Origin of the sequence: Nocardia sp. NPDC059240 (assembly GCF_042753865.1) — a bacterium.
Classification (GTDB): Bacteria; Actinomycetota; Actinomycetes; order Mycobacteriales; family Mycobacteriaceae; genus Nocardia.
In genome coordinates this window covers 153,439-173,105 of record NZ_JBHZAC010000007.1, presented here as the reverse complement: position 1 = coordinate 173,105, position 19,667 = coordinate 153,439, and the positions used below count along the sequence as shown (strand labels likewise).

Annotated in this window: 23 protein-coding genes and 1 pseudogene; 15 read left to right on the top strand and 9 right to left on the bottom strand. The window is 65.6% G+C overall.

All coding sequences use genetic code 11. The annotated features are described in order from the left end of the window. Positions 1-50: 50 nt before the first annotated feature. Positions 51-908, bottom strand: a complete 858-nt coding sequence (locus ACFXHA_RS25865; RefSeq protein WP_379361034.1) for a helix-turn-helix transcriptional regulator — start codon at positions 906-908, stop codon at positions 51-53. Positions 909-1,126: 218 nt separating this feature from the next. On the opposite strand from ACFXHA_RS25865, the gene ACFXHA_RS25860 reads away from it, so the two are divergent. From ACFXHA_RS25860 to hisN, 3 genes are all read left to right on the top strand, one after another. After that, positions 1,127-1,501: a hypothetical protein gene (locus ACFXHA_RS25860; protein WP_379361032.1), complete on the top strand. Its 375-nt coding sequence runs from the start codon at positions 1,127-1,129 to the stop codon at positions 1,499-1,501. A 118-nt stretch (positions 1,502-1,619) separates the two neighbouring features. After that, entirely contained in the window at positions 1,620-2,216 is a 597-nt protein-coding gene (locus tag ACFXHA_RS25855; RefSeq protein ID WP_379361030.1) for an NADPH-dependent FMN reductase, read from the top strand. A gap of 51 nt (positions 2,217-2,267) precedes the next feature. Continuing rightward, positions 2,268-3,053, top strand: a complete 786-nt coding sequence (gene hisN, locus ACFXHA_RS25850) for a histidinol-phosphatase (RefSeq protein ID WP_379361028.1) — start codon at positions 2,268-2,270, stop codon at positions 3,051-3,053. A 3-nt stretch (positions 3,054-3,056) separates the two neighbouring features. On the opposite strand, the gene ACFXHA_RS25845 is transcribed toward hisN, so the two are convergent. Both ACFXHA_RS25845 and ACFXHA_RS25840 read right to left on the bottom strand, forming a co-directional pair. Further along, positions 3,057-4,523, bottom strand: coding sequence for an ArnT family glycosyltransferase (locus tag ACFXHA_RS25845; protein ID WP_379361026.1), 1,467 nt, complete (start codon positions 4,521-4,523; stop codon positions 3,057-3,059). A 123-nt stretch (positions 4,524-4,646) separates the two neighbouring features. Next, positions 4,647-4,895: a hypothetical protein gene (locus ACFXHA_RS25840; protein WP_379361024.1), complete on the bottom strand. Its 249-nt coding sequence runs from the start codon at positions 4,893-4,895 to the stop codon at positions 4,647-4,649. 233 nt (positions 4,896-5,128) lie between these two features. On the opposite strand from ACFXHA_RS25840, the gene ACFXHA_RS25835 reads away from it, so the two are divergent. Then, a complete protein-coding gene (locus tag ACFXHA_RS25835; RefSeq protein ID WP_379361022.1) occupies positions 5,129-6,517 on the top strand; it encodes an acyl-CoA dehydrogenase family protein in 1,389 nt (462 codons plus the stop codon). A gap of 27 nt (positions 6,518-6,544) precedes the next feature. Continuing rightward, complete coding sequence (locus ACFXHA_RS25830) at positions 6,545-7,777, top strand: acyl-CoA dehydrogenase family protein (protein WP_379361020.1); 1,233 nt, start codon at positions 6,545-6,547, stop codon at positions 7,775-7,777. An 83-nt stretch (positions 7,778-7,860) separates the two neighbouring features. Here ACFXHA_RS25830 and ACFXHA_RS25825 read toward each other — a convergent pair whose 3' ends face one another. Further along, positions 7,861-9,078, bottom strand: coding sequence for a hypothetical protein (locus ACFXHA_RS25825; protein WP_379361018.1), 1,218 nt, complete (start codon positions 9,076-9,078; stop codon positions 7,861-7,863). 145 nt (positions 9,079-9,223) lie between these two features. Between ACFXHA_RS25825 and ACFXHA_RS25820 the strand changes: the two genes are divergently transcribed. The 4 genes and pseudogenes from ACFXHA_RS25820 to ACFXHA_RS25805 all read left to right on the top strand — a co-directional run bounded on the left by ACFXHA_RS25820 (position 9,224) and on the right by ACFXHA_RS25805 (position 11,823). Next, the gene (locus ACFXHA_RS25820; protein ID WP_379361016.1) at positions 9,224-9,889 is read left to right on the top strand and encodes a YdcF family protein; all 666 of its coding nucleotides are present in this window, start codon (positions 9,224-9,226) and stop codon (positions 9,887-9,889) included. 63 nt (positions 9,890-9,952) lie between these two features. Then, positions 9,953-10,435, top strand: a complete 483-nt coding sequence (locus tag ACFXHA_RS25815; protein WP_379361014.1) for an NUDIX hydrolase — start codon at positions 9,953-9,955, stop codon at positions 10,433-10,435. A gap of 852 nt (positions 10,436-11,287) precedes the next feature. Further along, positions 11,288-11,380, top strand: a pseudogene (locus ACFXHA_RS25810) (hypothetical protein); the annotation flags it as partial. 101 nt (positions 11,381-11,481) lie between these two features. Next, positions 11,482-11,823 (top strand): DUF5713 family protein, encoded by a 342-nt coding sequence (locus tag ACFXHA_RS25805; RefSeq protein WP_379361012.1) that lies wholly within the window; start codon positions 11,482-11,484, stop codon positions 11,821-11,823. A 21-nt stretch (positions 11,824-11,844) separates the two neighbouring features. On the opposite strand, the gene ACFXHA_RS25800 is transcribed toward ACFXHA_RS25805, so the two are convergent. Both ACFXHA_RS25800 and ACFXHA_RS25795 read right to left on the bottom strand, forming a co-directional pair. Further along, a complete protein-coding gene (locus ACFXHA_RS25800; protein ID WP_379361010.1) occupies positions 11,845-12,039 on the bottom strand; it encodes a hypothetical protein in 195 nt (64 codons plus the stop codon). 52 nt (positions 12,040-12,091) lie between these two features. Then, complete coding sequence (locus ACFXHA_RS25795) at positions 12,092-12,511, bottom strand: hypothetical protein (protein WP_379361008.1); 420 nt, start codon at positions 12,509-12,511, stop codon at positions 12,092-12,094. A 108-nt stretch (positions 12,512-12,619) separates the two neighbouring features. On the opposite strand from ACFXHA_RS25795, the gene ACFXHA_RS25790 reads away from it, so the two are divergent. Further along, on the top strand, positions 12,620-13,378 hold the full coding sequence (locus ACFXHA_RS25790; RefSeq protein ID WP_379361006.1) for a GntR family transcriptional regulator: 759 nt from the start codon (positions 12,620-12,622) through the stop codon (positions 13,376-13,378). Here the strand turns inward: ACFXHA_RS25790 and ACFXHA_RS25785 are convergent. Continuing rightward, on the bottom strand, positions 13,375-13,920 hold the full coding sequence (locus ACFXHA_RS25785) for a cysteine hydrolase family protein (protein ID WP_379361004.1): 546 nt from the start codon (positions 13,918-13,920) through the stop codon (positions 13,375-13,377). The two genes, ACFXHA_RS25790 and ACFXHA_RS25785, sit on opposite strands and share 4 nt — an antisense overlap. Before the next feature lie 77 nt (positions 13,921-13,997). On the opposite strand from ACFXHA_RS25785, the gene ACFXHA_RS25780 reads away from it, so the two are divergent. The 4 genes from ACFXHA_RS25780 to ACFXHA_RS25765 all read left to right on the top strand — a co-directional run bounded on the left by ACFXHA_RS25780 (position 13,998) and on the right by ACFXHA_RS25765 (position 16,602). After that, on the top strand, positions 13,998-14,603 hold the full coding sequence (locus ACFXHA_RS25780; protein ID WP_379361002.1) for a hypothetical protein: 606 nt from the start codon (positions 13,998-14,000) through the stop codon (positions 14,601-14,603). A 95-nt stretch (positions 14,604-14,698) separates the two neighbouring features. Then, positions 14,699-15,328: a flavin reductase family protein gene (locus ACFXHA_RS25775; RefSeq protein ID WP_379361000.1), complete on the top strand. Its 630-nt coding sequence runs from the start codon at positions 14,699-14,701 to the stop codon at positions 15,326-15,328. Positions 15,329-15,420: 92 nt separating this feature from the next. Beyond that, entirely contained in the window at positions 15,421-15,567 is a 147-nt protein-coding gene (locus tag ACFXHA_RS25770; RefSeq protein ID WP_379360998.1) for a hypothetical protein, read from the top strand. An 87-nt stretch (positions 15,568-15,654) separates the two neighbouring features. Then, positions 15,655-16,602 (top strand): serine hydrolase, encoded by a 948-nt coding sequence (locus tag ACFXHA_RS25765; protein WP_379360996.1) that lies wholly within the window; start codon positions 15,655-15,657, stop codon positions 16,600-16,602. A 29-nt stretch (positions 16,603-16,631) separates the two neighbouring features. On the opposite strand, the gene ACFXHA_RS25760 is transcribed toward ACFXHA_RS25765, so the two are convergent. Together ACFXHA_RS25760 and ACFXHA_RS25755 are read right to left on the bottom strand one after the other, a co-directional pair. Then, positions 16,632-17,438 carry an SDR family oxidoreductase gene (locus ACFXHA_RS25760; protein WP_379360994.1) on the bottom strand — a complete coding sequence of 269 codons (807 nt, stop codon included), beginning with the start codon at positions 17,436-17,438 and terminating at the stop codon, positions 16,632-16,634. A gap of 183 nt (positions 17,439-17,621) precedes the next feature. Beyond that, positions 17,622-18,413, bottom strand: a complete 792-nt coding sequence (locus tag ACFXHA_RS25755; RefSeq protein WP_379360992.1) for a LuxR C-terminal-related transcriptional regulator — start codon at positions 18,411-18,413, stop codon at positions 17,622-17,624. Positions 18,414-18,515: 102 nt separating this feature from the next. Between ACFXHA_RS25755 and ACFXHA_RS25750 the strand changes: the two genes are divergently transcribed. Beyond that, the gene (locus ACFXHA_RS25750) at positions 18,516-19,352 is read left to right on the top strand and encodes an SDR family NAD(P)-dependent oxidoreductase (protein ID WP_379360990.1); all 837 of its coding nucleotides are present in this window, start codon (positions 18,516-18,518) and stop codon (positions 19,350-19,352) included. Positions 19,353-19,667 lie beyond the last annotated feature (315 nt).

Sequence of the window (19,667 nt, the reverse complement as noted above, 5' to 3'; positions counted from 1 at the left end):
CAGCTCCGCCGCACCACGCCGAAACTTCGGCGGCCGCGCCGCGGCAATGCTCAGCCCGCGACGGCGCGCAGCCCACCCGGACGACGGCCCACGAGGCGGTCCAGGGCGGTTGCCGTGGCGTCGTCGGCGGGCAGGTAGACCATGAGGAACTGGTCGTCGTCGGCCGAGAGATTCAAGGTTTCGTAGGCCAGTCGAAGGGGGCCTGCCTCCGGGTGGATGAGGCGCCCGACGCCATTGGTGTCGGGCAGGCCGGGGATGGTGTCGAGGCGGTGGGTGAATTCCGGACCGACGGTGGCCGCCAGGTTCTCGATGAGCGCGTTGACGTGCGGGTCGGCCCGGCCCGGCCCCTGTTTGAGCTGGGCAACGCACTTGTCGGCCTTGTGTTCCCAGTCCGGGTAGGCGGTGCGGGCACGCGGGTCGGACAGCACGTAGCGGGCGTAGCTGCCGGGCAGCCCATCGTCGAGCAGGCCGATGGGGCCGAAGAGTGCGCGGTAGCCGTCGGTCACGGCGAGGATCTCGCTGAGCCGGTTCATGAGCGCGGCAGGCGCGGGTTCGAGCTGATCCAGCATCGCCTGGACCGCCGGGCGTACGCGTCGGTTGGGTCCGGAACCGCCGCGGCAGTTGAAGTTCGGATCCCCGGCCTTGGCGAAATTGAGCAGATGCACCCGTTGCGCGGGAGTCAATCGCAGCGCGTCGGCCAGTGCGATCAGCACCGACGCCGATGGATGCCGATCCCGCCCCTGCTCGAGCCGCGTCAGATACTCCACCGAAACCCCGGCGAGCGTGGCCAATTCGGCGCGCCGCAATCCGGGCGTCCGCCGCCGCGCCCCCGACGGCAACCCCACCTCGGCCGGCGTCACCGCCTCCCGCCGCAACCGCAGGAACAGCCCCAACTCGTTCTCGCTCACGAATTCGACGCTAGCAACGCCCGCCGCCCTTGTGGTGTCCCTGCCACTACCACCCTATTTTCCCTTGGCGTATCGCGGAGTGCCCGATTAGTCTCACGGACCGAAGAATGAAAACTTAAGGGGGGAACGTGTTTTCACGTCTTATCACGGTCGGAACGACTGTTGTCGCGTCAACTGTGACGGGGCTTGCGCTGGCCGCACCGGCCCATGCTCAGGACTTGTACACCGCTGTCATCTTCTACTCCGACGGCACCGACTACCACTCCTCGAACTACGGCAGCGAGCAAGAGGCCATCGACGCGGTTCAGCAGTATTGCCGCGACAAGAACCCGGCCCATTGGATCGATACCGGTTCCGGCAACGGGCATGTCGGCACCACCGTGGACTGCACGTGGAGCGCGTCGATTTCCAGCGGCGAATGTGCCGCCTATGCCAAAGGGCTGCAATTGGATTCGGACGGGAAGATCTCCGGCAACAGCTCGACCACGTATTCGATCGGGTTCGGACGTTCGATCGGCGAGGCGGACTACGACGCCATCGCCAAGAACGGCGGCTACAGCGTGCAGGTGCTCGACAACCTCTGCCAGAGCTGACCCGCAAAGTATCCCTGCCACTACCACTCTCGGTGTGGTCTCTCTAAAGGTTTCGCCGGATCGCAGAGTTGATCTCGAGCGGCCGAGCGGTCGCGGCGAAACGTGAGGGAGATCCACAATGAGCAGCACGAATCCGCGTCTCGCGGTGATCATCGGCAGTGTCCGGGAGGGGCGGTTCGGGCCGGTGGTGGCGAATTGGTTCGCCGAGCAGGCCCGGGCGCACGGGGCGTTCGAGGTGGACGTCGTCGATCTGGCGGATTACGACCTGCCGCACGCCCTGCCCGCGGTGTCGCCGTTGATGGAGCCGAATCCGGTCCGGCCGGGCAATGGCGACGCATTGGCCCGGCGGCTCGCGGACGCTGACGCGTTCGTGGTCGTGACACCCGATATCAATCGGAGCTTCCCGGCCTCGTTGAAGACGGCCATCGACTGGCATTACACCCAGTGGGATCGCAAGACCATCGGGTTCGTCGGCTACAGCGGCAAGTCCGGCGGCCTGCTGGCCATCGAGGGCCTGCGGGCGATCTTCAACGAGCTCAATGCCCACACGGTGAAGGACTACGTCTCCTTCCCGCGCTACTTCCTGCTGTTCGACCAGTCGGGTGCGCTGCGGGAGCCCGCGGAATTCGAGGCCGCTGCCACCCAACTGCTGAATCAACTCGAATGGTGGTCGACCGCGCTGGCCGCGGCCCGCAACCCAGCCGTCCTCGCCTGAGGCGTCGGTGGGACACCGGGCGTTAACGGGGGAGGACTAACGTGATCTCGCGTGACCGATTACTCCGCTGACCTGGAACTTGCGCTGAGGCTGGCCGACGCGGCCGACGCTATTACCCGTGAGCGGTTCGGCGCGCTCGACTTGAAGATCGATTCGAAGCCGGATCTGACGCCGGTGTCGGACGCCGATCTGGCGGTCGAGCGCACCGTGCGGGAGCTGTTGGCGACCGAGCGGCCGGGGGATCTGGTGCTCGGTGAGGAGTTCGGCGGGGATGTCGAATTCAACGGCCGGCAGTGGGTCATCGACCCGATCGACGGGACCAAGAACTTCGTGCGCGGGGTTCCCGTGTGGGCGTCGCTGATCTCGCTGCTCGAGGACGGTGTGCCGGTGGTGGGCGTGGTGAGCGCTCCGGCGCTGTCGCGGCGCTGGTGGGCGGCTTCCGGCGCGGGCTCGTGGAGCAGCTTCGAGGGTGGTGAGGCGCGCGCGATCTCGGTGTCGGCGGTGGCCGAACTGGGTGCCGCGAGCCTGGCCATCTCGAGCCTGTCGGGCTGGCGGGCGATCGGCCGCCGCGCCAAGCTGATCGCCCTCACCGACGAGGTGTGGCGGGTGCGCGGCTACGGCGACTTCTTCGGCTACGCCCTGCTGGCCGAGGGCGCGGTCGACATCGTCACCGAACCCGAACTGTCGCTGTGGGATATGGCGGCGCTGGACATTCTGATCCGCGAGGCCGGTGGCACCTTCACCGCGCTGGACGGCAAGCCGGGACCGCACGGCGGCAGCGCGGTGGCGACCAATTCGCATCTGCAGGATCAGGTGCTGGCGGCCCTGCAGGCGTAGCACTCAGCCGAGATGCCGCATGGCGGGCCACATCTCGGACCAGGGGCGGCGCGGCGTCCGGCAGAGGATGATCGCGCGGCCCTGCTCGATATTGTGGATGCCGCGGCCATTGTCGATGCGGCCCAAGGGTTCCGGGTCGAGGCAGAAGCGGGCGACCTGGTCGGCGGACATGCCGATGACGATCACGGGGTGCGCACCGCTCGGCGGCCCCCACCACCAGTAGGCGTTGTCCACACTGTGCGGGGTCGGCAGGCCGAAGGGTCCGCCGAACTGCTCCATCGCGCCGGCCTCGCCGTAGTTGGCGGTGAGCAGGTCGGCGTCGGGTGCGGAATGTGCACGGATATCGGCGATCCGGGCCGTGAACTGCGGCCAGCCGACGGTCTCCCCCGCCTCCTTGTTGATGGCGAGCACCGGCGACGGGTTGCGCAGTACGGATATCGGCAGCATGGGCAGGAAGACCAGCACCGAGAACACCGCATCGGCGACGATCGCTGAAACCAGTGTGGCAGTGCGTATTCGATGCCCGGCCAGCCATGGTTCGGCCGCGACGGCCCCGGCCGCGAGTAGCAGCGGATACATTCCGCCCAGGTAGTACGCCTTGCCGACCATGATCAGATAGACGAGGAACTGCACCCCGTAGGCCAGGGTGAAGGCGCGATAGCGCGATCGCCACAACCACCGCAGGCCGACTATCCACAAAGGGAACACCAGCAGGCCGATCATCCCGAATTGCAGGAGCACGAACTGGATTCGGGTGTTCGAACTGCCCGAGGAGCCGCCCGCGATGGCCTTGCTCAACGCCCACTGCGGCCAGCCGTTGCGCGCCTGCCAGAGCACGTAGGGCGCGCTGATGACCGCCGCCATGCCGATGGCGGCCGGAAAGTATCTGGTGGCGAATACTTCTCGCGGACCGGTCACGAGCAGCGAGAGCGCCAGCGCGGCAATCGGAACCACGATGAGGGCCTTGTTCTGCACGCCGATCCCGGCGACAACGCCGATCGCGAGCCACCAGCGCGGTTCGAAAGGCGTTCGCAGCAGGCGCAGTACGAGCAGCATCAGCACCGACCACACGGCCAGATCGACGATCGCGGTGCTGAGTGTGTGCCCGGCCCCGGCGAGCAGTGCCGCCGACGCCACCGCGCCGGCCGCGATCGCCTGCGCCTTGCGCCCGCCACCGAACTCGCGGGCATAGCGGGCTGCGCAGATCACCACGACGGTCGCGGCCAGGGTGGCCGGAACGCGCAGCAGCATTACGGAATTCGAATCGATGGCCGACATCGCGCGGGCCAGCAATGGCACCAGCGGCGGCTGATCGGGGTATCCCCAGTCCACATGCCGCCCGGCGGCCAGGAAGTAGAGCTCGTCACGGTGATAGCCGTAGCGGCCGGAGAGCGCGGTCATGACTGCCGCGAAAATCCCCGCTATCCAGTAGGTTTCACCACCCGTGGCGGTCACCGGCCGTTCTTGCATCCCCCACATCGTCGCATTTCCGGGGCGGCCGGACCACCGGTTGTGCGGGTGTACCCGGCGCGGGCTGCGGTCCCGACGCCGGGGCGTTGGCTTGCCGTCAGATGTCGGCTACGCCCTCACTTCTCAGCCGAGCAGCGGTACGCAGACCGAGCCGAAGTCGATGTAGGGGCCACCGACCGAGGAGCCGACACCGACGGAACCGAGCCCGAGCTCGGCGGCCGGTCCGCTACCGCAGTTGCCGGTACCGGAGCCGGTGCCCGAGCCGGTGATGCCGACATCGATGGGCTGCAGCGTCACGTCGGCGTTGGCGGCGGGGGCAGTGAGGAACAGACCGGCGGCGAGCAGGCCGACGGTTCCGAGCGCAATCTTCATATGTACAACCTTCATCGGGAGCGGGTTATGCGCCTGCACCCTAGCCCAGCCCGCGACCTTCTGAAGCGTGTTTGTTTCACTAGATCTGACAGGTACCGGCGAGTAAGTTCGAACCACCGCGCTGACCAGGCGATTCGACAAGCCTGGACGGCACTTCTTACTCTGAAGTAAGATAGTCTTACTCAGGAGTAAGATTGCTGGGCAGGATCACCCACCTCCTCGATAGAAAACTGGTGATTATGAGCACTCGAGACACCGCAACGAAGCGGGATACCTCCGCCGTTGGCCTGAACCCGGTCAAACGCGACTGGATGGGCGCGGCGATGCGGGTCATGACGACCATCACGGGGTCCGAACTCGCCGAGAAGTACAAGCTGCGCAAGCCGATCGAGCGCATCACGTACGAGGGCACCAAGACCGGATTCCGCACCCTCGGCGCCGCGACCCGCGCGTTCGAGAAGGTCGCCGGAGGTGGGGCGCCGAAGCGGCTGCCCGCCAACGAGTCTCGTAAGAAGGACTACTTCGACCTCACCCCGACCGACGAGCAGCAGATGATCGTCGAGACGGTGCGCGAGTTCGCGGCGGAGATCCTGCGCCCGGCCGCCTACGAGGCCGACAATGCCGCCAAGGCCCCGCGCGATCTGCTCGAGCGCGCCGCCGAGCTGGGTGTGACCCTCATCAACGTGCCCGAGGAGCTCGAGGGTGCGGCGTCCGAGCGGGGCGCGGTGACCAATTCGCTGGTGGCCGAGGCGCTTTCGCACGGTGACATGGGCCTGGCGCTGCCGATCCTGGCGCCGAGCGGTGTCGCGGTCGCGCTGTCGCAGTGGGGTTCCGACGCGCAGCAGAAGACCTACCTGGGCGCTTTCGCGGGTGAGAACGTGCCGCAGGCTTCGGTCGTCATCTCCGAGCCGCAGGCGCTGTTCGATCCGTTCGCTCTGAAGACCAAGGCGACGCGTGCGCCCAGCGGTTTCCGCCTCAACGGCGTGAAGACCCTGGTGCCCGCCGCCGGTGATGCCGAGCTGTTCATCGTCGCCGCCGAGCTGGATGGCCGCCCGACCTTCTTCATCGTCGAGTCCGACACCCAGGGTGTTTCGGTCGAGGCCGACCCGAGCATGGGTATGCGGGCCGCGGGCCTGGGCCGCCTGGTGCTCAACAATGTCGCGGTGCCGACCACCGCCCTGCTGGGTGACGCCGAAGGCGCCGTGCGCGCCGAGGAGTACGCCGACGCCGTGCGGCTGGCCCGGCTGGGCTGGGCCTCGCTGGCCATCGGCACCGGTCAGGCCGTGCTGGACTACGTGATTCCGTATGTGAAGGAGCGCGAGGCGTTCGGTGAGCCGATCGCTCACCGGCAGGCGGTCGCGTTCATGGTCGCCAATATGGCGATCGAGCTGGATGGTCTTCGTCTCGTGACCCTGCGGGGTGCGTCACGCGCGGAGCAGGGTCTGTCGTTCGCTCGCGAGGCGGCGCTGGCCAAGAAGCTGGCCACCGACAAGGGCATGCAGATCGGCCTGGACGGTGTGCAGTTGCTGGGTGGACACGGCTTCACCAAGGAGCACCCGGTCGAGCGCTGGTACCGCGATCTGCGCGGCGTCGGCGTCGCCGAAGGCATCGTCCTCATCTAGCCCCGACTTCCCCACGGAGACAACCCCATGATCAATCTCGAACTCCCCAAGAAGCTGCGGGCCAGTGCCAACCAGGCGCACCAGGTCGCGCAGGAGATCTTCCGTCCGGCTTCGCGCAAGTACGATCTCGCCGAGCACGAGTACCCGGTCGAGCTGGACACCATGGCCGCCATGGTCGAGGGCCTGTCCGACTCCGGCACCGAGCAGATTTCCGGTGCCACCGGCGGCCGCCAGGTCGAGGATGAGAAGAAGGACGCGCACGCCACCGAGCTGCTGGGTAACACCAACGGCGGCAACATGTCCGCGCTCATGAACGCCCTGGAGACCTCCTGGGGCGACGTCGGCCTGATGCTGTCGATCCCCTACCAGGGTCTCGGCAATGCCGCCATCGCCGCGGTCGCCACCGATGAGCAGCTGTCGCGTTTCGGCAAGGTGTGGGCCGCCATGGCCATCACCGAGCCGTCCTTCGGCTCCGACTCGGCCGCGGTCACCGCCACCGCGACCCTCGACGGTGACGAGTGGGTCCTCAACGGCACCAAGATCTTCGTGACCGCGGGCTCGCGCGCCACCCACATCGTGGTGTGGGCTTCGGTGGACAAGTCCGCCGGCCGCGCCGCCATCAAGTCCTTCGTGGTCCCCCGGGATGCCAAGGGCCTGACCGTGTCCCGCCTCGAGCACAAGCTCGGAATCAAGGCGTCCGACACCGCGGAGATCCGCTTCGAGGACTGCCGCATCCCGAAGGACAACATCCTCGGTTCGCCGGAAGTCAACGTGGAGAAGGGTTTCGCGGGCGTCATGCAGACGTTCGACAACACCCGCCCCCTCGTCGCCGCCATGGCCGTCGGCGTAGGCCGCGCCGCCCTCGAGGAGCTCCGCACCGTCTTGACCGACGCGGGCATCGAAATCTCCTACGACAAGCCCGCCAACAACCAGCACGCCGCCGCCGCGGAATTCCTCCGCCTGGAAGCAGACTGGGAATCGGCCTACCTCCTCTCGCTACGCGCAGCCTGGATGGCCGACAACAAGAAGCCCAACTCCCTCGAGGCGTCGATGTCCAAGGCCAAGGCCGGCCGCATGGGCACCGACGTCACCCTGAAGGCCGTGGAGCTGGCCGGTGCCACCGGCTACTCCCAGCGCACCCTCCTCGAAAAGTGGGGCCGCGACTCGAAGATCCTCGACATCTTCGAAGGCACCCAACAGATCCAGCAACTCATCGTGGCCCGCCGCGTGCTCGGACTGTCCAGCGACAAGCTGAAGTAGCAAGCAACATATCGAAGGCCTGTGTGACCAGAATTTCTGGTCACACAGGCCTTTCATGGATGGCGATACTTTGACGGAGAGATCTACCGCCAAGGCTCCCCAGGAGGCCAGGTATCGGGGAGCCCGAGGAACAAGGCAGCTGTGACCGGCGCGGGTCCCTCCACCAACTGCGTCCCCTTAGCCTCGATCGAACCCCACGGCAGACCAGTATCCGAGGGGAGCAACCGCAATGGTGCAGGATGATGCCAAAGAGTGGTTTCAGCCCGAAGAACATGCCACGGCATCAATTGATTCACCAGCAAGACGGCGGAGACATTATTGTGGTTCCAGTCCGGTGCCGTCCCGAAATAACCATCGGGCTGCCTGACAAGGCCATCGAATACGAGATCACCGTCAGTAGATTGCGTTAATGTCATCGCCTCATGACCATACAGGGCATTACTGCTGTGCCATCGGTCAGTATCGGCAATATAGGTACCAATAGCGATCACAAATGGGGAGTCGAGACCAGGGTAGGCACTGTGCTTCTCAGCAAGTGCCGCCCTGATCGTTGAGGCGTCATCAACCCAAGACGAGACGGTCGGATACAAGCCGATCGCACGACCAGAGGTTCCGCTATGACGGGCATTCGGGCTCTTAGGAATGACCGAAAACATTGCAGCCCAACCGTCATCTTCCCAGCGCAGCTCCGGCGAGTTCTCGAAATCGAACACATCATCTGGGGCGAGGCCAGCGACCCAACGCTCCAGCTGCTTGCGAAGCTTGGCGGCACGCGGTGGATTGAGTCCATCTTGCAGCTCTACGATACGCAGGAAGAAGTTCGGGCTCTCAACACGATTCACCATGTCAAGCAGGTCCGCACGCCGACGAGCAGCCCCCTTTGCCACTTTGCTCGAACTAGGGGATATCGCTTCTACGAAGAACCCGGAGCCATTACGCTCAGCATAGAAGTCGGGGTGACGGGTCGTACCTGGCACATTAGGGTGAACGGTTACGTGATATCCGGCCCGATAAAGACATTCGTGAAGATACAGCTCGAGGAATGCGCTTCGGAACTGGTCATCCTCCCCGGATCTGAGGCGATTTCGCAGGTCTCGGTATTCCGCCTCGTCGCTTATGTGCTCGGCCCACTCCTGCATCAACCTGCGCGGATGTTGCCAATAGGTCCCATGCACACGATTGAGAAAGGTAAAGCTCGGCTCTCCCTGCCTGCCAGGCGAAGGATCGGTGCGTTCGAAAACATCAAAGATCGGTTCTCTGGTGAAAATCACCTCAGTAGCTCTCCTCGAGTCGTCGCCCATGACCCACGTCTAGTTCGTGCTCGTCATCATAGGTGCGGCACGTAAGAGCATCGCGAACAACGTTGTGATCGAGTTTGCGCGCAACATCCCAATTCTTGTAGACGGACGCACGCTTCCAAGCTGCCCAAGGAAAGGAACCCCTTCGATGCCAACGACGTTGCCAGCAGAGTACCGTGCGGATGTCGAAGTCCTCTGGGACTACAACCAGCTGCGCCATGAGCCCCGTCCGGTCGATGTCGGCGTCGGTCTCGGCGGCCATGACTTCGGAGTCGCCACCTACACAGCTGATCTCTATAACGCGGGCATCTTCCCGATGATCGTGTTCACCGGTGCGAACGCACCGACCACCGTCGACCTGTTCCCCCGTGGCGAGGCAGTGCACTTCCGCGAACGAGCCATAGAATTCGGCGTGCCCGTCGATGCGATCCTGGTCGAGCCCAATGCGACCAACACCGGCGACAACATCGATTTCACCCGCGCGCTACTGAGCGAGCGCGACTACCTGGACTCGGTCAATTCCGTGATGCTGATCTCCCGGCCATACCAACAGCGCCGCAGCTTCGCTATCTGCCGGAAGCGCTGGCCCGAGGTGGATGTGGTCTGCGGATCGCTTCCCCTCGCTCTGGACGAGTATGTGGCCGACATCGGGGACATTGATCGCGTGATGAACATGCTCGTCGGTGACACCCAACGAATCTGGGTCTACCCGACGAGGGGCTGGGCTATCGAGCAGGACGTCCCCGAGATGGTGCGAGACTCTTACGAGCGCCTGGTCGCCGCCGGTTTCACGCGACGCCTACTCCCGGAGTAGAGACACGAACCCGCCGCACCAGATTCGCGACCCCGGCCAGGTCAGGCCCAGTACCCTGCGCCCATGGGCCGCCGCATCGACTACCACGAGGATCCGAACGCACCCGCCGCCAACAGCGTCAGGCCGAGTGCCGGCGCTTTCGTCCGCCGCGGCGACGAAGTACTCCTCATCCGCCGCTCCGACAATGGCAATTGGTCGATGCCCGGCGGCGGGCACGATCCCGGAGAATCCCTCAGCCACACGGCAATCCGCGAGACCGCGGAAGAGACCGGCATCAGTATCCGCCTGACCGGCATCGTCGGAATCTTCACCGATCCGACCCACCTCATCCACTACACCAGCAATGACGAAGTGCGGCAGGAATTCTCAGTCATCTACCGCGCCGAGGCCATCGACGGCGAGCCGACAACCAGCAGCGAAAGCACATCCGTCGAATGGGTTCCCGTCGACAAGATTCCGGCGCTGACCATGGACCCGAGCCAACGCATGCGCATCGACTGGGCACTCTCCAACACCGAGCCGCATTTCGATCCCGAGCCTCGCTGACCGACCGCCTGTGAGTTACCGGAGCCGGGTTGTCCTGCCTCCTCATCGGCCCATTGGTCTCGCTCCACTCGGACGCACCGAGGACGCTACGCGTCGGCTACGCCGATTGACATTCGTCCGCTTTGCCCCCTTCCGCCGAGGGGCGCCTGCATGAGGAAGCAGGGGAAGGGAAGCCGCCGGGCCGACCGAGCCGTGGCCGCTTCGAACCGGCCCGGGTCGCGGCACCAAGGGACGCTCAGGTCGGAGAATCGGGAGGATTCGCACCGGCGTCAGTGAATAGCCTGACCGGAACCGATGGGAGATCCAGTTCCCGGCGGGCTGATTCGATGAATCGCTCCAGGGCTTGGCGTGCCGGCGTTCGCGCCTGCGTCCAGGCGTCATCAGTCGTAACTTGCCGTTCCACTGCCAAGTAGAAGAGTGAGCCGATGGCGTCGTCGAGTTGAGTCGCAGAGGTTACTACCTCCGCCGATCCGTGTAACCAGATCGCTGCGACCGCACTGTCCCATGCAGCGAATCCGCCGGTTCTCGTGTGGTCGATGAGGGCTTGTCGCGATGTGGAATCCGAGTCGGTAAGGGCAACGATGCGGATCGCCTCATAGGTGGCTTGAAACTCTTCAGCGAGACGCTGGTAGCAGGCGGTCTTCTGATCTCGTCGCCACCGGGTGGACTCTGATTTCGTGTCCCAGAGCCGACCGACCGCGAGCCCCACGATCCCAGTCAGTGCTGCAAGTAGTGCTGCGGTCACACGTTTCCCCCGAGGATCGCCGGACCGATCACGGATGGTCCGGACAGAGTTCATTCTATGGGCATTACAGGAGGTTTCGGCCGCTGGAGGTCACCGGAATCGGCCTCGAGATCCTCGGCATCTTCGAAGGCACCCAGCAGATCCAGCAACTCATCGTGGCCCGCCGGGTCCTGGGCCTGTCGAGTGACAAGCTGAAGTAAGTTCTGCCCCAACGAGAAACCGGTGCGGACCTGCGTGGTCCGCACCGGTTTTTCGTTGTCCACGGCGAGTCGATGTCGGTCGGCTCCTGCATGATCGGTACATGCCGATCACGAACCAGCAAGTGGCGGAGCGTACGTTCCTGCAGCCGTTGTACGCGGATGCGTACTTTCCCGATCGCGTCCTCGATAAGGGCACTGCCATCCTGTTGCGGCTGTGCGAACGGATCGAGGCCGAGAAACCGTCGGATCTGACGGCCCTGTACACGCTCACCTGGGCCGCGACGGAGGAATTCAATCTTCTGGAGGCGGAGTTCGAGGCGGCGGGGAGCGAGATCGAGACGGTGGCGCGGGAGGAGATCGCCGAAGACTTCTGGTTCATCGCGTCGGCCTACGGTTTCGCAGACGCCGACGCAGAGGAACTCATCGCTACCCGCGACTGGTAACCGGCGTCGCGGGTTACGGGCCTACGCCGAGGGGCCGGCGAGGAAGCACCAGATACCGATCAAGGGGTCCATGTTGCATAGACCGCCGGCGACGGGCTCGGTTGATGCGGCAGTGGGTGATTCGAGTGGGACGGGGGCTGCTGCTGCGGGGGCGGCGGCGGTGAAGGCGGCTGCACCGATCAAGGCGGCGGCGCAGATCGCGCGACGTGCGGACATTCGAAGCTCCTCTGGGACAACGGGTTTTCGCGGAGGATGGAGGTTGGCGGGGCTAGAGCACCAGGCAGGAGCTGCCTGCGTTGACGCCGGTGCCGACCGTTAGGACGATGGTTTTGGTGGTGTCGGCTTGGGTGATGAGGATGGTGTGGGTGCCGGGGGTGGTGGGGGTCCAGTTGGCGGTTTGGGTTTTGGGGGTGGGGCTGCCTTCGGTGGTGGCGAATTGGATGCCGTTGTCGGAGAAGGTCATTCCTGAGGGGCCGGTGCCGTTCGCGACTACCTGGTAGGTGCAGCCGGTTCCGAAACCGTTGCTGAGGCCGCCGCCGGCGATGACGACCTGGGCGCCGATTTCGGCGGATGCGGTCGGCGCGTTCAGCATGGCGCCTGTGGCGACGACGGCGACCGCAGCTGGAATCGAGTGCCGCAGACGGAAGTTGACGCGGTTGTTGCGTGGATCTCTCGAGAGTGCTCCCATGCGGTCAGCCTCGCATGCTGAGATATCAATATCAACCCGAGATATCTTTACGGCAGAGCTTCGCTGACCCCCTGCTATATCAATGGTCTGCGCTGGCATACTGTCCCCGTGTCGGATATTCACAGCGTGATCGCGGGAACGCCTCATATCCCAGCGCTGCTCCTGGTCGGCCGCGACGAATCGGGGCTCGACCGCACCGGGCTGGCCTATCGGGCGATCAGACGGCAGATCATCGATTTGAAACTGCCGCCGGGCAGCAGTTTTACGGAGGCGTCGCTCACCCAGCAGGGGCAGACCAGTAAGACGCCGGTTCGTGAGGCGTTGGCCCGGTTGCGGCGGGATGGGCTGGTGAGTGCGCTGCCGCGGGCGGGTTATGTGGTCAGTCCGGTGACATTGCAGGACACCGGTGATCTGTGTGCGCTGCGGTCGGTGCTGTCCAGCGAGGCTGCTCGTACGGCGGCCCGGGTCGGGGTTCCGGGACCGGCGCTCGATCGGCTGGCGGCGCTGGCCGAGGTGCCCTACGCACGCGTGGCAGGCGAAGCGGGGCTGGAGGATTCGCTGCGGGCGGGGATCGAGTTCGAGGGCATCATCGCCAATGCCGGGGGCAACGGTCGCCTCGCGAAGGCGGTTGTCGACGTGATCGACGAGCTCGAGCGGATTCTGCGGATGGCCGCCTTGATCGCGCCCGATATCGCGAGCCCGCCCGGGGAGCTGAAAGCGATCGTCGAGCGACTGCGTGAGCGTGATGCCGACGGCGCCTACGACGCCACCCACAAGCGTTGCGAGCGTGTGCGTCTCGACATCCTGCAGGTGCTGTCCAGGAGCACCTCGGTGAGCCGGGCACCCATCGAACTACCGGTGCACTAGGGCTTCCACTCCGCGCAGGACACGACATCGAAACCGCGGCTGGGGAATACCGCGTCGACGAAGAAGGCGTGCATCCCCGGATCACCGTCGGCGCAACCGTCCCGCAGCACCGTCACCCGATAGCCGCGATCCGCCGCGTCGTAGCAGGTGGCGGCCACCATGGCGCTGGTCGCGACCCCAGCGATCACGACGCTGTCCACACCGCGGGCACGCAGCACCAGATCGAGATCCGTACCGGCGAAAGCGCTTGCCCGCCGCTTCAATACGACGACATCCTCCGCGTCGACCGGCAGATCGATCTCGGTCCCCGGCGACCCCTCGTGAAAGTCGTCCCCGGCATCGTAGAACGTCCGATACAGCGCGTTGCCCGGCGGCACATCAGCCCCGTTACCGCGGAAAGCGAAGTGCACGAACGCCACCAGCACACCCGCGCCACGCGCACGTGGCAACAGCTCGGTGAGCGCCGGCACGATCTCCCCGGCGAACGGATAGCCGCCCGTGATTCCCCGTTGCATGTCGCCGATGATCAAAGCAGTGGCCATGCTTAAGATTCCAACATCGAACAGCTGAGATATCAACCTCGGCTGAACATGTCGGTGGGTCCCGGTTGAATGGCGCCGTGAACGAATTTCTGAGTCGACTGCCTGAGATCGCGACGCTGCGGGGGCGGTGTCGAGCCATGGCGATGCTTGATGCCGTGCTGAGCCCGGAGTGGGGGGATCGGTACTACTCGTTCAACTGTCGATGGAGCGACGGGGAAGAGATGGCTTCGATGCGGGACGGGTCGGGCAATGACTGGTTCATCGTCTTTTCCGGCGCAGGTGCCTACGGACGCGGGTTCGACCATGAAAGAGGTAGTGAACCAACGGCATTCGAGAAGGTGCCCGCGGTCTTCAGCCCCTATGTCGCCGAGCCCGCGTTCGCTGATCATGATGGTTCACCCCTTGCGACGGCGTGTTTCTGGCGGGAACCTCACGACGGTGACTGGGGCGTGGCCTCGCCCGGCAACGATGGCCGTCAGCTGTTCGAGTTGCTGGTTGAAGGTACGCCCGAGGCCTACCGGGACTGGGCCGAGGACTACTACGAGACGCCGGTGAGCCTGGCAGCAGTCCAGCATGTGTACGCCCTGCGCCCGCTGACGGCCGCGGTCGTGAAGGAGCTCAATCCCGATCTCGATCCGACCGACCTCGAGCCGGACGTGGACGAAATAGGTTATCCGCGTTGAGTATTCGGCGATCTGTGGCGGTCAAGGGGAGCTAGCCGGACGCGGCGTCCGATTCCTGCCAGCGTGGGCTCGGCGGGGGAAGCAGGGTGGATGGCATGCATCGAGTTATTGATCTCAAGGTTTTGTACTTCGGGACTCCGGTGGTGCTCATCAGCACGCGGAATGTGGATGGGACGGCGAATATCGCGCCGATGTCTTCGGCGTGGTGGCTGGGTGATCAGTGCATGTTGGGGATGAATTCCGCGTCTCAGACCACGCGGAACATGCTGCGGGAGGGGGAATGTGTGCTCAATTTGCCGTCTTCGGAGTTGGCGGGGGCGGCGGATCGGCTGGCGTTGTTGAGCGGGTCGCCGGAGATGACGCCGCACAAGGTGGAGAAGGGGTATCGGTACGAGCCGGATAAGTTCGGGGCGGCCGGACTTACCCCGCAGGCATCGGAGCTGGTGGGGGCACCCCGGATTGTCGAGTGCCCGATCCAGCTCGAAGGCAGGGTGGTGTCGTCGCGCCCGTTCGATGAGAGGGGCGGGGTTACCGCGCACACCGTTCAGATCGTGCGTGCCCACGTTCAAGAGGACCTCATCGTTCCAGGGACCGCGCACGTCGACGCTCGCGGCTGGGATCCGCTGATCATGAAGTTCTGCGAATACTTCGGTGGCGGAACCCAACTCCGCCCCTCCCGCCTGGCCGAGGCCTGGCAGATCCCCCAGCCTCAACCGGCCCGCTAGCACCGGATATCTCGCTTAGCGCCACGTCGGCGAACCATTTAGGCTGTGCAACGAATTGCCGAGGGCGGCAATCGGTCGAATGGAGTACGGACGTGTTCATTTCCCCCATTGCGAGCACGGGCAGCGGCGCGGCGCTCGGTTCCTTGCTGGCGCTGTTGTTGGGGCCGTTCGTGTGTGCGCCGGCCGCCGGAGCCTCGTGTGCGACGATCCTCGGCAACATGACGGGCTCGGCGGGCTGAGCCGGGGATCTGCGGTTATATCCGTTGTAGTTGCTGAAATGTGATCCGCGCGGTTAGGTTTCGGCGGTGCGTGGATTCAGTAGACGGATGCTATTGGGGGGCAGCGCTATTGCTGTCGGGGGGTTGATGCGGGCGGGCGTGGCGCGGGCCGGGGTGCCTGTGATCGGGCCCGCGTTCGATGCCGAGTATCGGGCGGTGACGGGGCTGGCGGGCGGGCGGTGGCATTGCCTGGTCAGTGATTTGGGGTCTGGGAAGCCGGAGACGGTGGTGGAGGAGGATGCGGACTTCGTCATCGAGGGGGCCAGCGTGCAGAAGCTGGCGGTGATGACGGCATTGATGAGCGAGGTGGATGCCGGGCGGGTGAAGCTGTCCGACACCACCACGCTCGACGCCGAGATGGTGGCCGATGGCAGTGGGCTGTATTTGAATCAGGCGGCGTTCGGGGATCAGCTGACGGTCGCGAATCTGCTGACGACGATGTTGCAGGTCTCCGATAACACCGCGGTGCGGTTGATGTCGCGGTTCGTGTCAGGCGATCAGATCAACGACACGCTGGATCGGCTGGGGTTCAAGCAGACCCGGGTGACGCCGGTCCCGGGCGACAGCAAGTTCTATCTGGGCTACACCACGCCGCGGGAGAACAACGATCTGCTGTACCGGCTGGGTTCGGGGACGCTGCTGTCGAAGGAGTCGACGCAGGCGGTGTTGCGGATCATGACGTGGTCGTCGGTGGGATACACCGACGGGGTGCGGCGGAACATGTCGTCGGACGAGCGGGCGCGCTTCGCTACCAAGCATGGTGCCTCCGATGACAAGCGACACGATACGGGGATCATGTTCGATACAGCCGGTTCGCCGTTGGTGGTGTTCTCGTTCTTCGCCGATCAGTCGCCGGACGCCGACAACTACGGGGCCACCAACCCGATCGTGGAGGCGCACGCCACGCTGGGACGGGCGCTGCTCGACACCTACACGCACCTCTCGCCACTGCAGTCGTTCATCGATCCGAAGAAGATCGCTGCCGGCGGGCACTGAGTGGCACTCGAGATCGTGCGCTGAACGGTTCAGTCCGACAGTAGGTTTCGCATGGCGGTGAACACCTCCGACGCGCCGCCGAGCGACCAGCCGCCATCGACGGGGATGATCGCGCCGTTGACGTAAGAGGCGAGCGGGGAAGCCAGCCACAGGCAGCAGTCGGCGATCTCCTGCGCGGTGCCGTAGCGGCCCAGCGGCACGGACTTCGCGACCAGCTCGGCCATTTCGGGGGTGGGCGCCAGCCGCGCCATCCCTTCGGTGTCCTCGATGGGTCCCGGTACCACGGCATTGACGCGGATCCCGGCGGCCGCCCACTCCAAGGCCGCGACCCGGGTGAGCATGTCCACCCCGGCCTTGGCGGAGCAGGCGTGCGCCTGCAGTGTCATCGGAATGCTGGCCTGCGGCGCGGAGATATTGATGACCGCTGCGCCGGGCGTGCGCAGATGCTCGCGGGCGGCGCGCAGCACATTGAACGTGCCCTTGAGGTCGATGTCGACGACTGCGGCGAACGCGCGCGGCGACATGGATTCCGTTGCGGCGGGAAAGTTCCCGGCCGCACCGGAGATCAGGATATCGAGTTCGCCGAGCTCCGCGCAGGTGGCGGCGATCCCCTGCGCGACCGCGTCGTAGTCGCGGACGTCGGCGACGAAGCCCAGGGCGGTGACCCCGCACTCCCCCAGCGAGTCGACGGCGGCCCGCACCTTCTCCGGCGTTCGCGACAGCACCGCCACCGATGCTCCCGCCCGCGCGAACGCCTGAGCCACAACAAGATTGATGCCGCTGGTACCCCCGGCCACGAACACGGAGCGGCCGGAGAAATCGAAGAGATCGCTCATCCTACGATTCTGCGGCGGACGCGGCTCCCCGGTGCCGGGTTCAGTCGGTTCGATATGTATCAGCGGCGTCCAACGCGGCATCTGCGTCGGCAAGGTCAGTTTCCGTGACGCCGGCCTGGGCGGATAAATCGGCCAGGATCTGCTCGGCTGCGGCCCAGTCGGGTTCCCGCCCCGTTGGTCGGCTCATGCGGCGGCGAAACGGACGGCGAGCTGGGTGCGGCTGGTGCAGGAGGTTTCGGCGAGGACGCGGGTGAGGTGCTTTTTCACGGTGTCGACGCCGATGAACAGGCGTTCGGCGATCTGGCGGTTGGTGAGGCCGCGGGCGGCGAGGTCGGCGACCTCCCATTCGCGCGGGGTCAGGTGCCAGTTCGCGGTGGCGGCGCGGCGTTCGTGGTCGCGCGCGAGCTGGCCGGTGACCAGCGGGGCGAGGTGGCGGCGCAGGGCATGCAGGACGGCGAGGTCGCGCTCGGGGACCCGCAGGGAGTCGGCGACGGCCATGCCGACGTAGAGGACTCCGGCTGGTTCGCCGTCCACCAGCATGGCGGCCTTGTCGTTGATTCCATGGGGACGCAGGAAGTCCGTGAGGAACGCGATGCCGCCGGGCACCTCGCTGAGCCGGATGACGCCGCGGCCGCGCAGCAGATCGCCGACCTGCTCGGCGCGCAAGGGATCCGCGTCGATCCAGTGGGCGGCGTAGTCGGCCATGAATTCCGGCGTGTAGCCGCCCTGGATGCCGCAGCCGTCGTGGATGGCCGCGGAGAGCGTATCGCCGTGCAGCACAGCGACTCCGGTGAACCCGAACCAGTTCTGCAATGCCAGCAGCAGCCGTTCGCGGAATTCGGTCAGATCCGCGGCGCGGTCCACCGATTCGAGCACGCCGATCACGCGCCGATGGTCCTCGGCGCTCAACGGCTCGCCGTCGGGCAGCGGCCGCGGCCGCCGGTTCGGGTCGGTCAGGGCTCCGGTCACCCTCATATATTCCACCTTTGGGCCATGCCGGGCCATGGCGCGACGGGGCAAGCTCTGGAGCATGACCTCGAGCCGACCGGTTCGAGAGCGCATCGAGAGGGATCGAGCATGAGTGCAGACAACGCCCGCCGCTGGCTGATCACCGGGGCCAACAGTGGTTTCGGTGCGGCCTTCACCAAGGCCGTGCTGGCCGCGGGCGACGAGGTGGTGGCCGCGGTGCGCAGGCCCGAGAGCATGGCGGATGTGGTTGCGGCGCATCCGGATCGGGTGAGCGTGGTGGCATTGGATGTGCGGGACGCGGCGGCGGCCGAGCGGGTGGTGAAGGAGGCCGGGCGGATCGACGTGCTGGTCAACAATGCCGGGTACGGGATCGTCGGCGCGATCGAGGAGACCAGCGAAGGCGATCTGCGGGATGCCATGGAGGTCATGTTCTTCGGGCCGCTGCGGCTGACCCAGCTGGTGCTGCCGCAGATGCGGGAACGACGCAGCGGCACCATCGTGCAGCTGAGCAGCATGGGCGGGTTCATGTCCTTCGCGGGTGTGGGCGCGTACAGCGCGGCCAAAGGTGCGCTGGAGTTGGCCAGCGAAGCGCTTGCGGCGGAGGTGAATCCGCTGGGTATCCAGGTGCTGATCGTCGAACCCGGCGAGTTCCGTACCGGTTTCGCGAAGCCCGCCGCGCTCACCATCGGTTCGGCTCTCCCGGACTACGCGGAGACGGTCGGCGCGATCCGCGACGGACTGCCCGCCTCCGATCAGCGACAGACAGGTGATCCGGACAAGGCGGCGGCCGCTGTTCTCGCGACCGTCGGTCAACCGAATCCGCCGCTGCGCCTGACACTGGGCGCGGATGCCGTGGGTGCGATCCGGGGCAAGCTGGCCACCGTCGCCGCCGAACTGGATGCCACTGCACATCTGGGCCTGACCACCGCTTTCGACGCGGACTGACCGACCCGGAAATCAGAACAGCCCGCCGAACCCCCTCGGCGGGCTGTTCCTACGAGTACTGCCTACAGCGCGGTGAGCGCGGAGCTTCCACTGCTCAGGGCGGTGAACAGGTTGGCGAGTACGGCGAGCAGTTCCATGCGGATGACCTCATCAGGTTGGGGGTTGGAACCCGCAGCCTGGGTGATGGGTATGTCCTGCGGGCGACGGTGAGGTTAACAGGGGCTGGGAATCTCTCGAATCAGTACCGATGTCCTATGTGACCGATTTTCTGTAACAGGGGTCACACCACGCTGTTACGGTGGCGCTACCCGGCCG

Bases quoted from the DNA above. Each gene is read 5' to 3' on its own strand.
- ACFXHA_RS25755 (WP_379360992.1), bottom strand. From the start codon at position 18,413: ATGAGGGTGACCGGAGCCCTGACCGACCCGAACCGGCGGCCGCGGCCG.
- ACFXHA_RS25775 (WP_379361000.1), top strand. From the start codon at position 14,699: ATGCATCGAGTTATTGATCTCAAGGTTTTGTACTTCGGGACTCCGGTG.
- ACFXHA_RS25845 (WP_379361026.1), bottom strand. From the start codon at position 4,523: ATGCAAGAACGGCCGGTGACCGCCACGGGTGGTGAAACCTACTGGATA.
- ACFXHA_RS25805 (WP_379361012.1), top strand. From the start codon at position 11,482: ATGCCGATCACGAACCAGCAAGTGGCGGAGCGTACGTTCCTGCAGCCG.
- ACFXHA_RS25785 (WP_379361004.1), bottom strand. From the start codon at position 13,920: ATGGCCACTGCTTTGATCATCGGCGACATGCAACGGGGAATCACGGGC.
- ACFXHA_RS25760 (WP_379360994.1), bottom strand. From the start codon at position 17,438: ATGAGCGATCTCTTCGATTTCTCCGGCCGCTCCGTGTTCGTGGCCGGG.
- ACFXHA_RS25855 (WP_379361030.1), top strand. From the start codon at position 1,620: ATGAGCAGCACGAATCCGCGTCTCGCGGTGATCATCGGCAGTGTCCGG.
- ACFXHA_RS25840 (WP_379361024.1), bottom strand. From the start codon at position 4,895: ATGAAGATTGCGCTCGGAACCGTCGGCCTGCTCGCCGCCGGTCTGTTC.
- ACFXHA_RS25800 (WP_379361010.1), bottom strand. From the start codon at position 12,039: ATGTCCGCACGTCGCGCGATCTGCGCCGCCGCCTTGATCGGTGCAGCC.
- ACFXHA_RS25825 (WP_379361018.1), bottom strand. From the start codon at position 9,078: ATGGGCGACGACTCGAGGAGAGCTACTGAGGTGATTTTCACCAGAGAA.
- ACFXHA_RS25795 (WP_379361008.1), bottom strand. From the start codon at position 12,511: ATGGGAGCACTCTCGAGAGATCCACGCAACAACCGCGTCAACTTCCGT.
- ACFXHA_RS25750 (WP_379360990.1), top strand. From the start codon at position 18,516: ATGAGTGCAGACAACGCCCGCCGCTGGCTGATCACCGGGGCCAACAGT.
- ACFXHA_RS25765 (WP_379360996.1), top strand. From the start codon at position 15,655: ATGCTATTGGGGGGCAGCGCTATTGCTGTCGGGGGGTTGATGCGGGCG.
- ACFXHA_RS25830 (WP_379361020.1), top strand. From the start codon at position 6,545: ATGATCAATCTCGAACTCCCCAAGAAGCTGCGGGCCAGTGCCAACCAG.
- ACFXHA_RS25815 (WP_379361014.1), top strand. From the start codon at position 9,953: ATGGGCCGCCGCATCGACTACCACGAGGATCCGAACGCACCCGCCGCC.
- ACFXHA_RS25820 (WP_379361016.1), top strand. From the start codon at position 9,224: ATGCCAACGACGTTGCCAGCAGAGTACCGTGCGGATGTCGAAGTCCTC.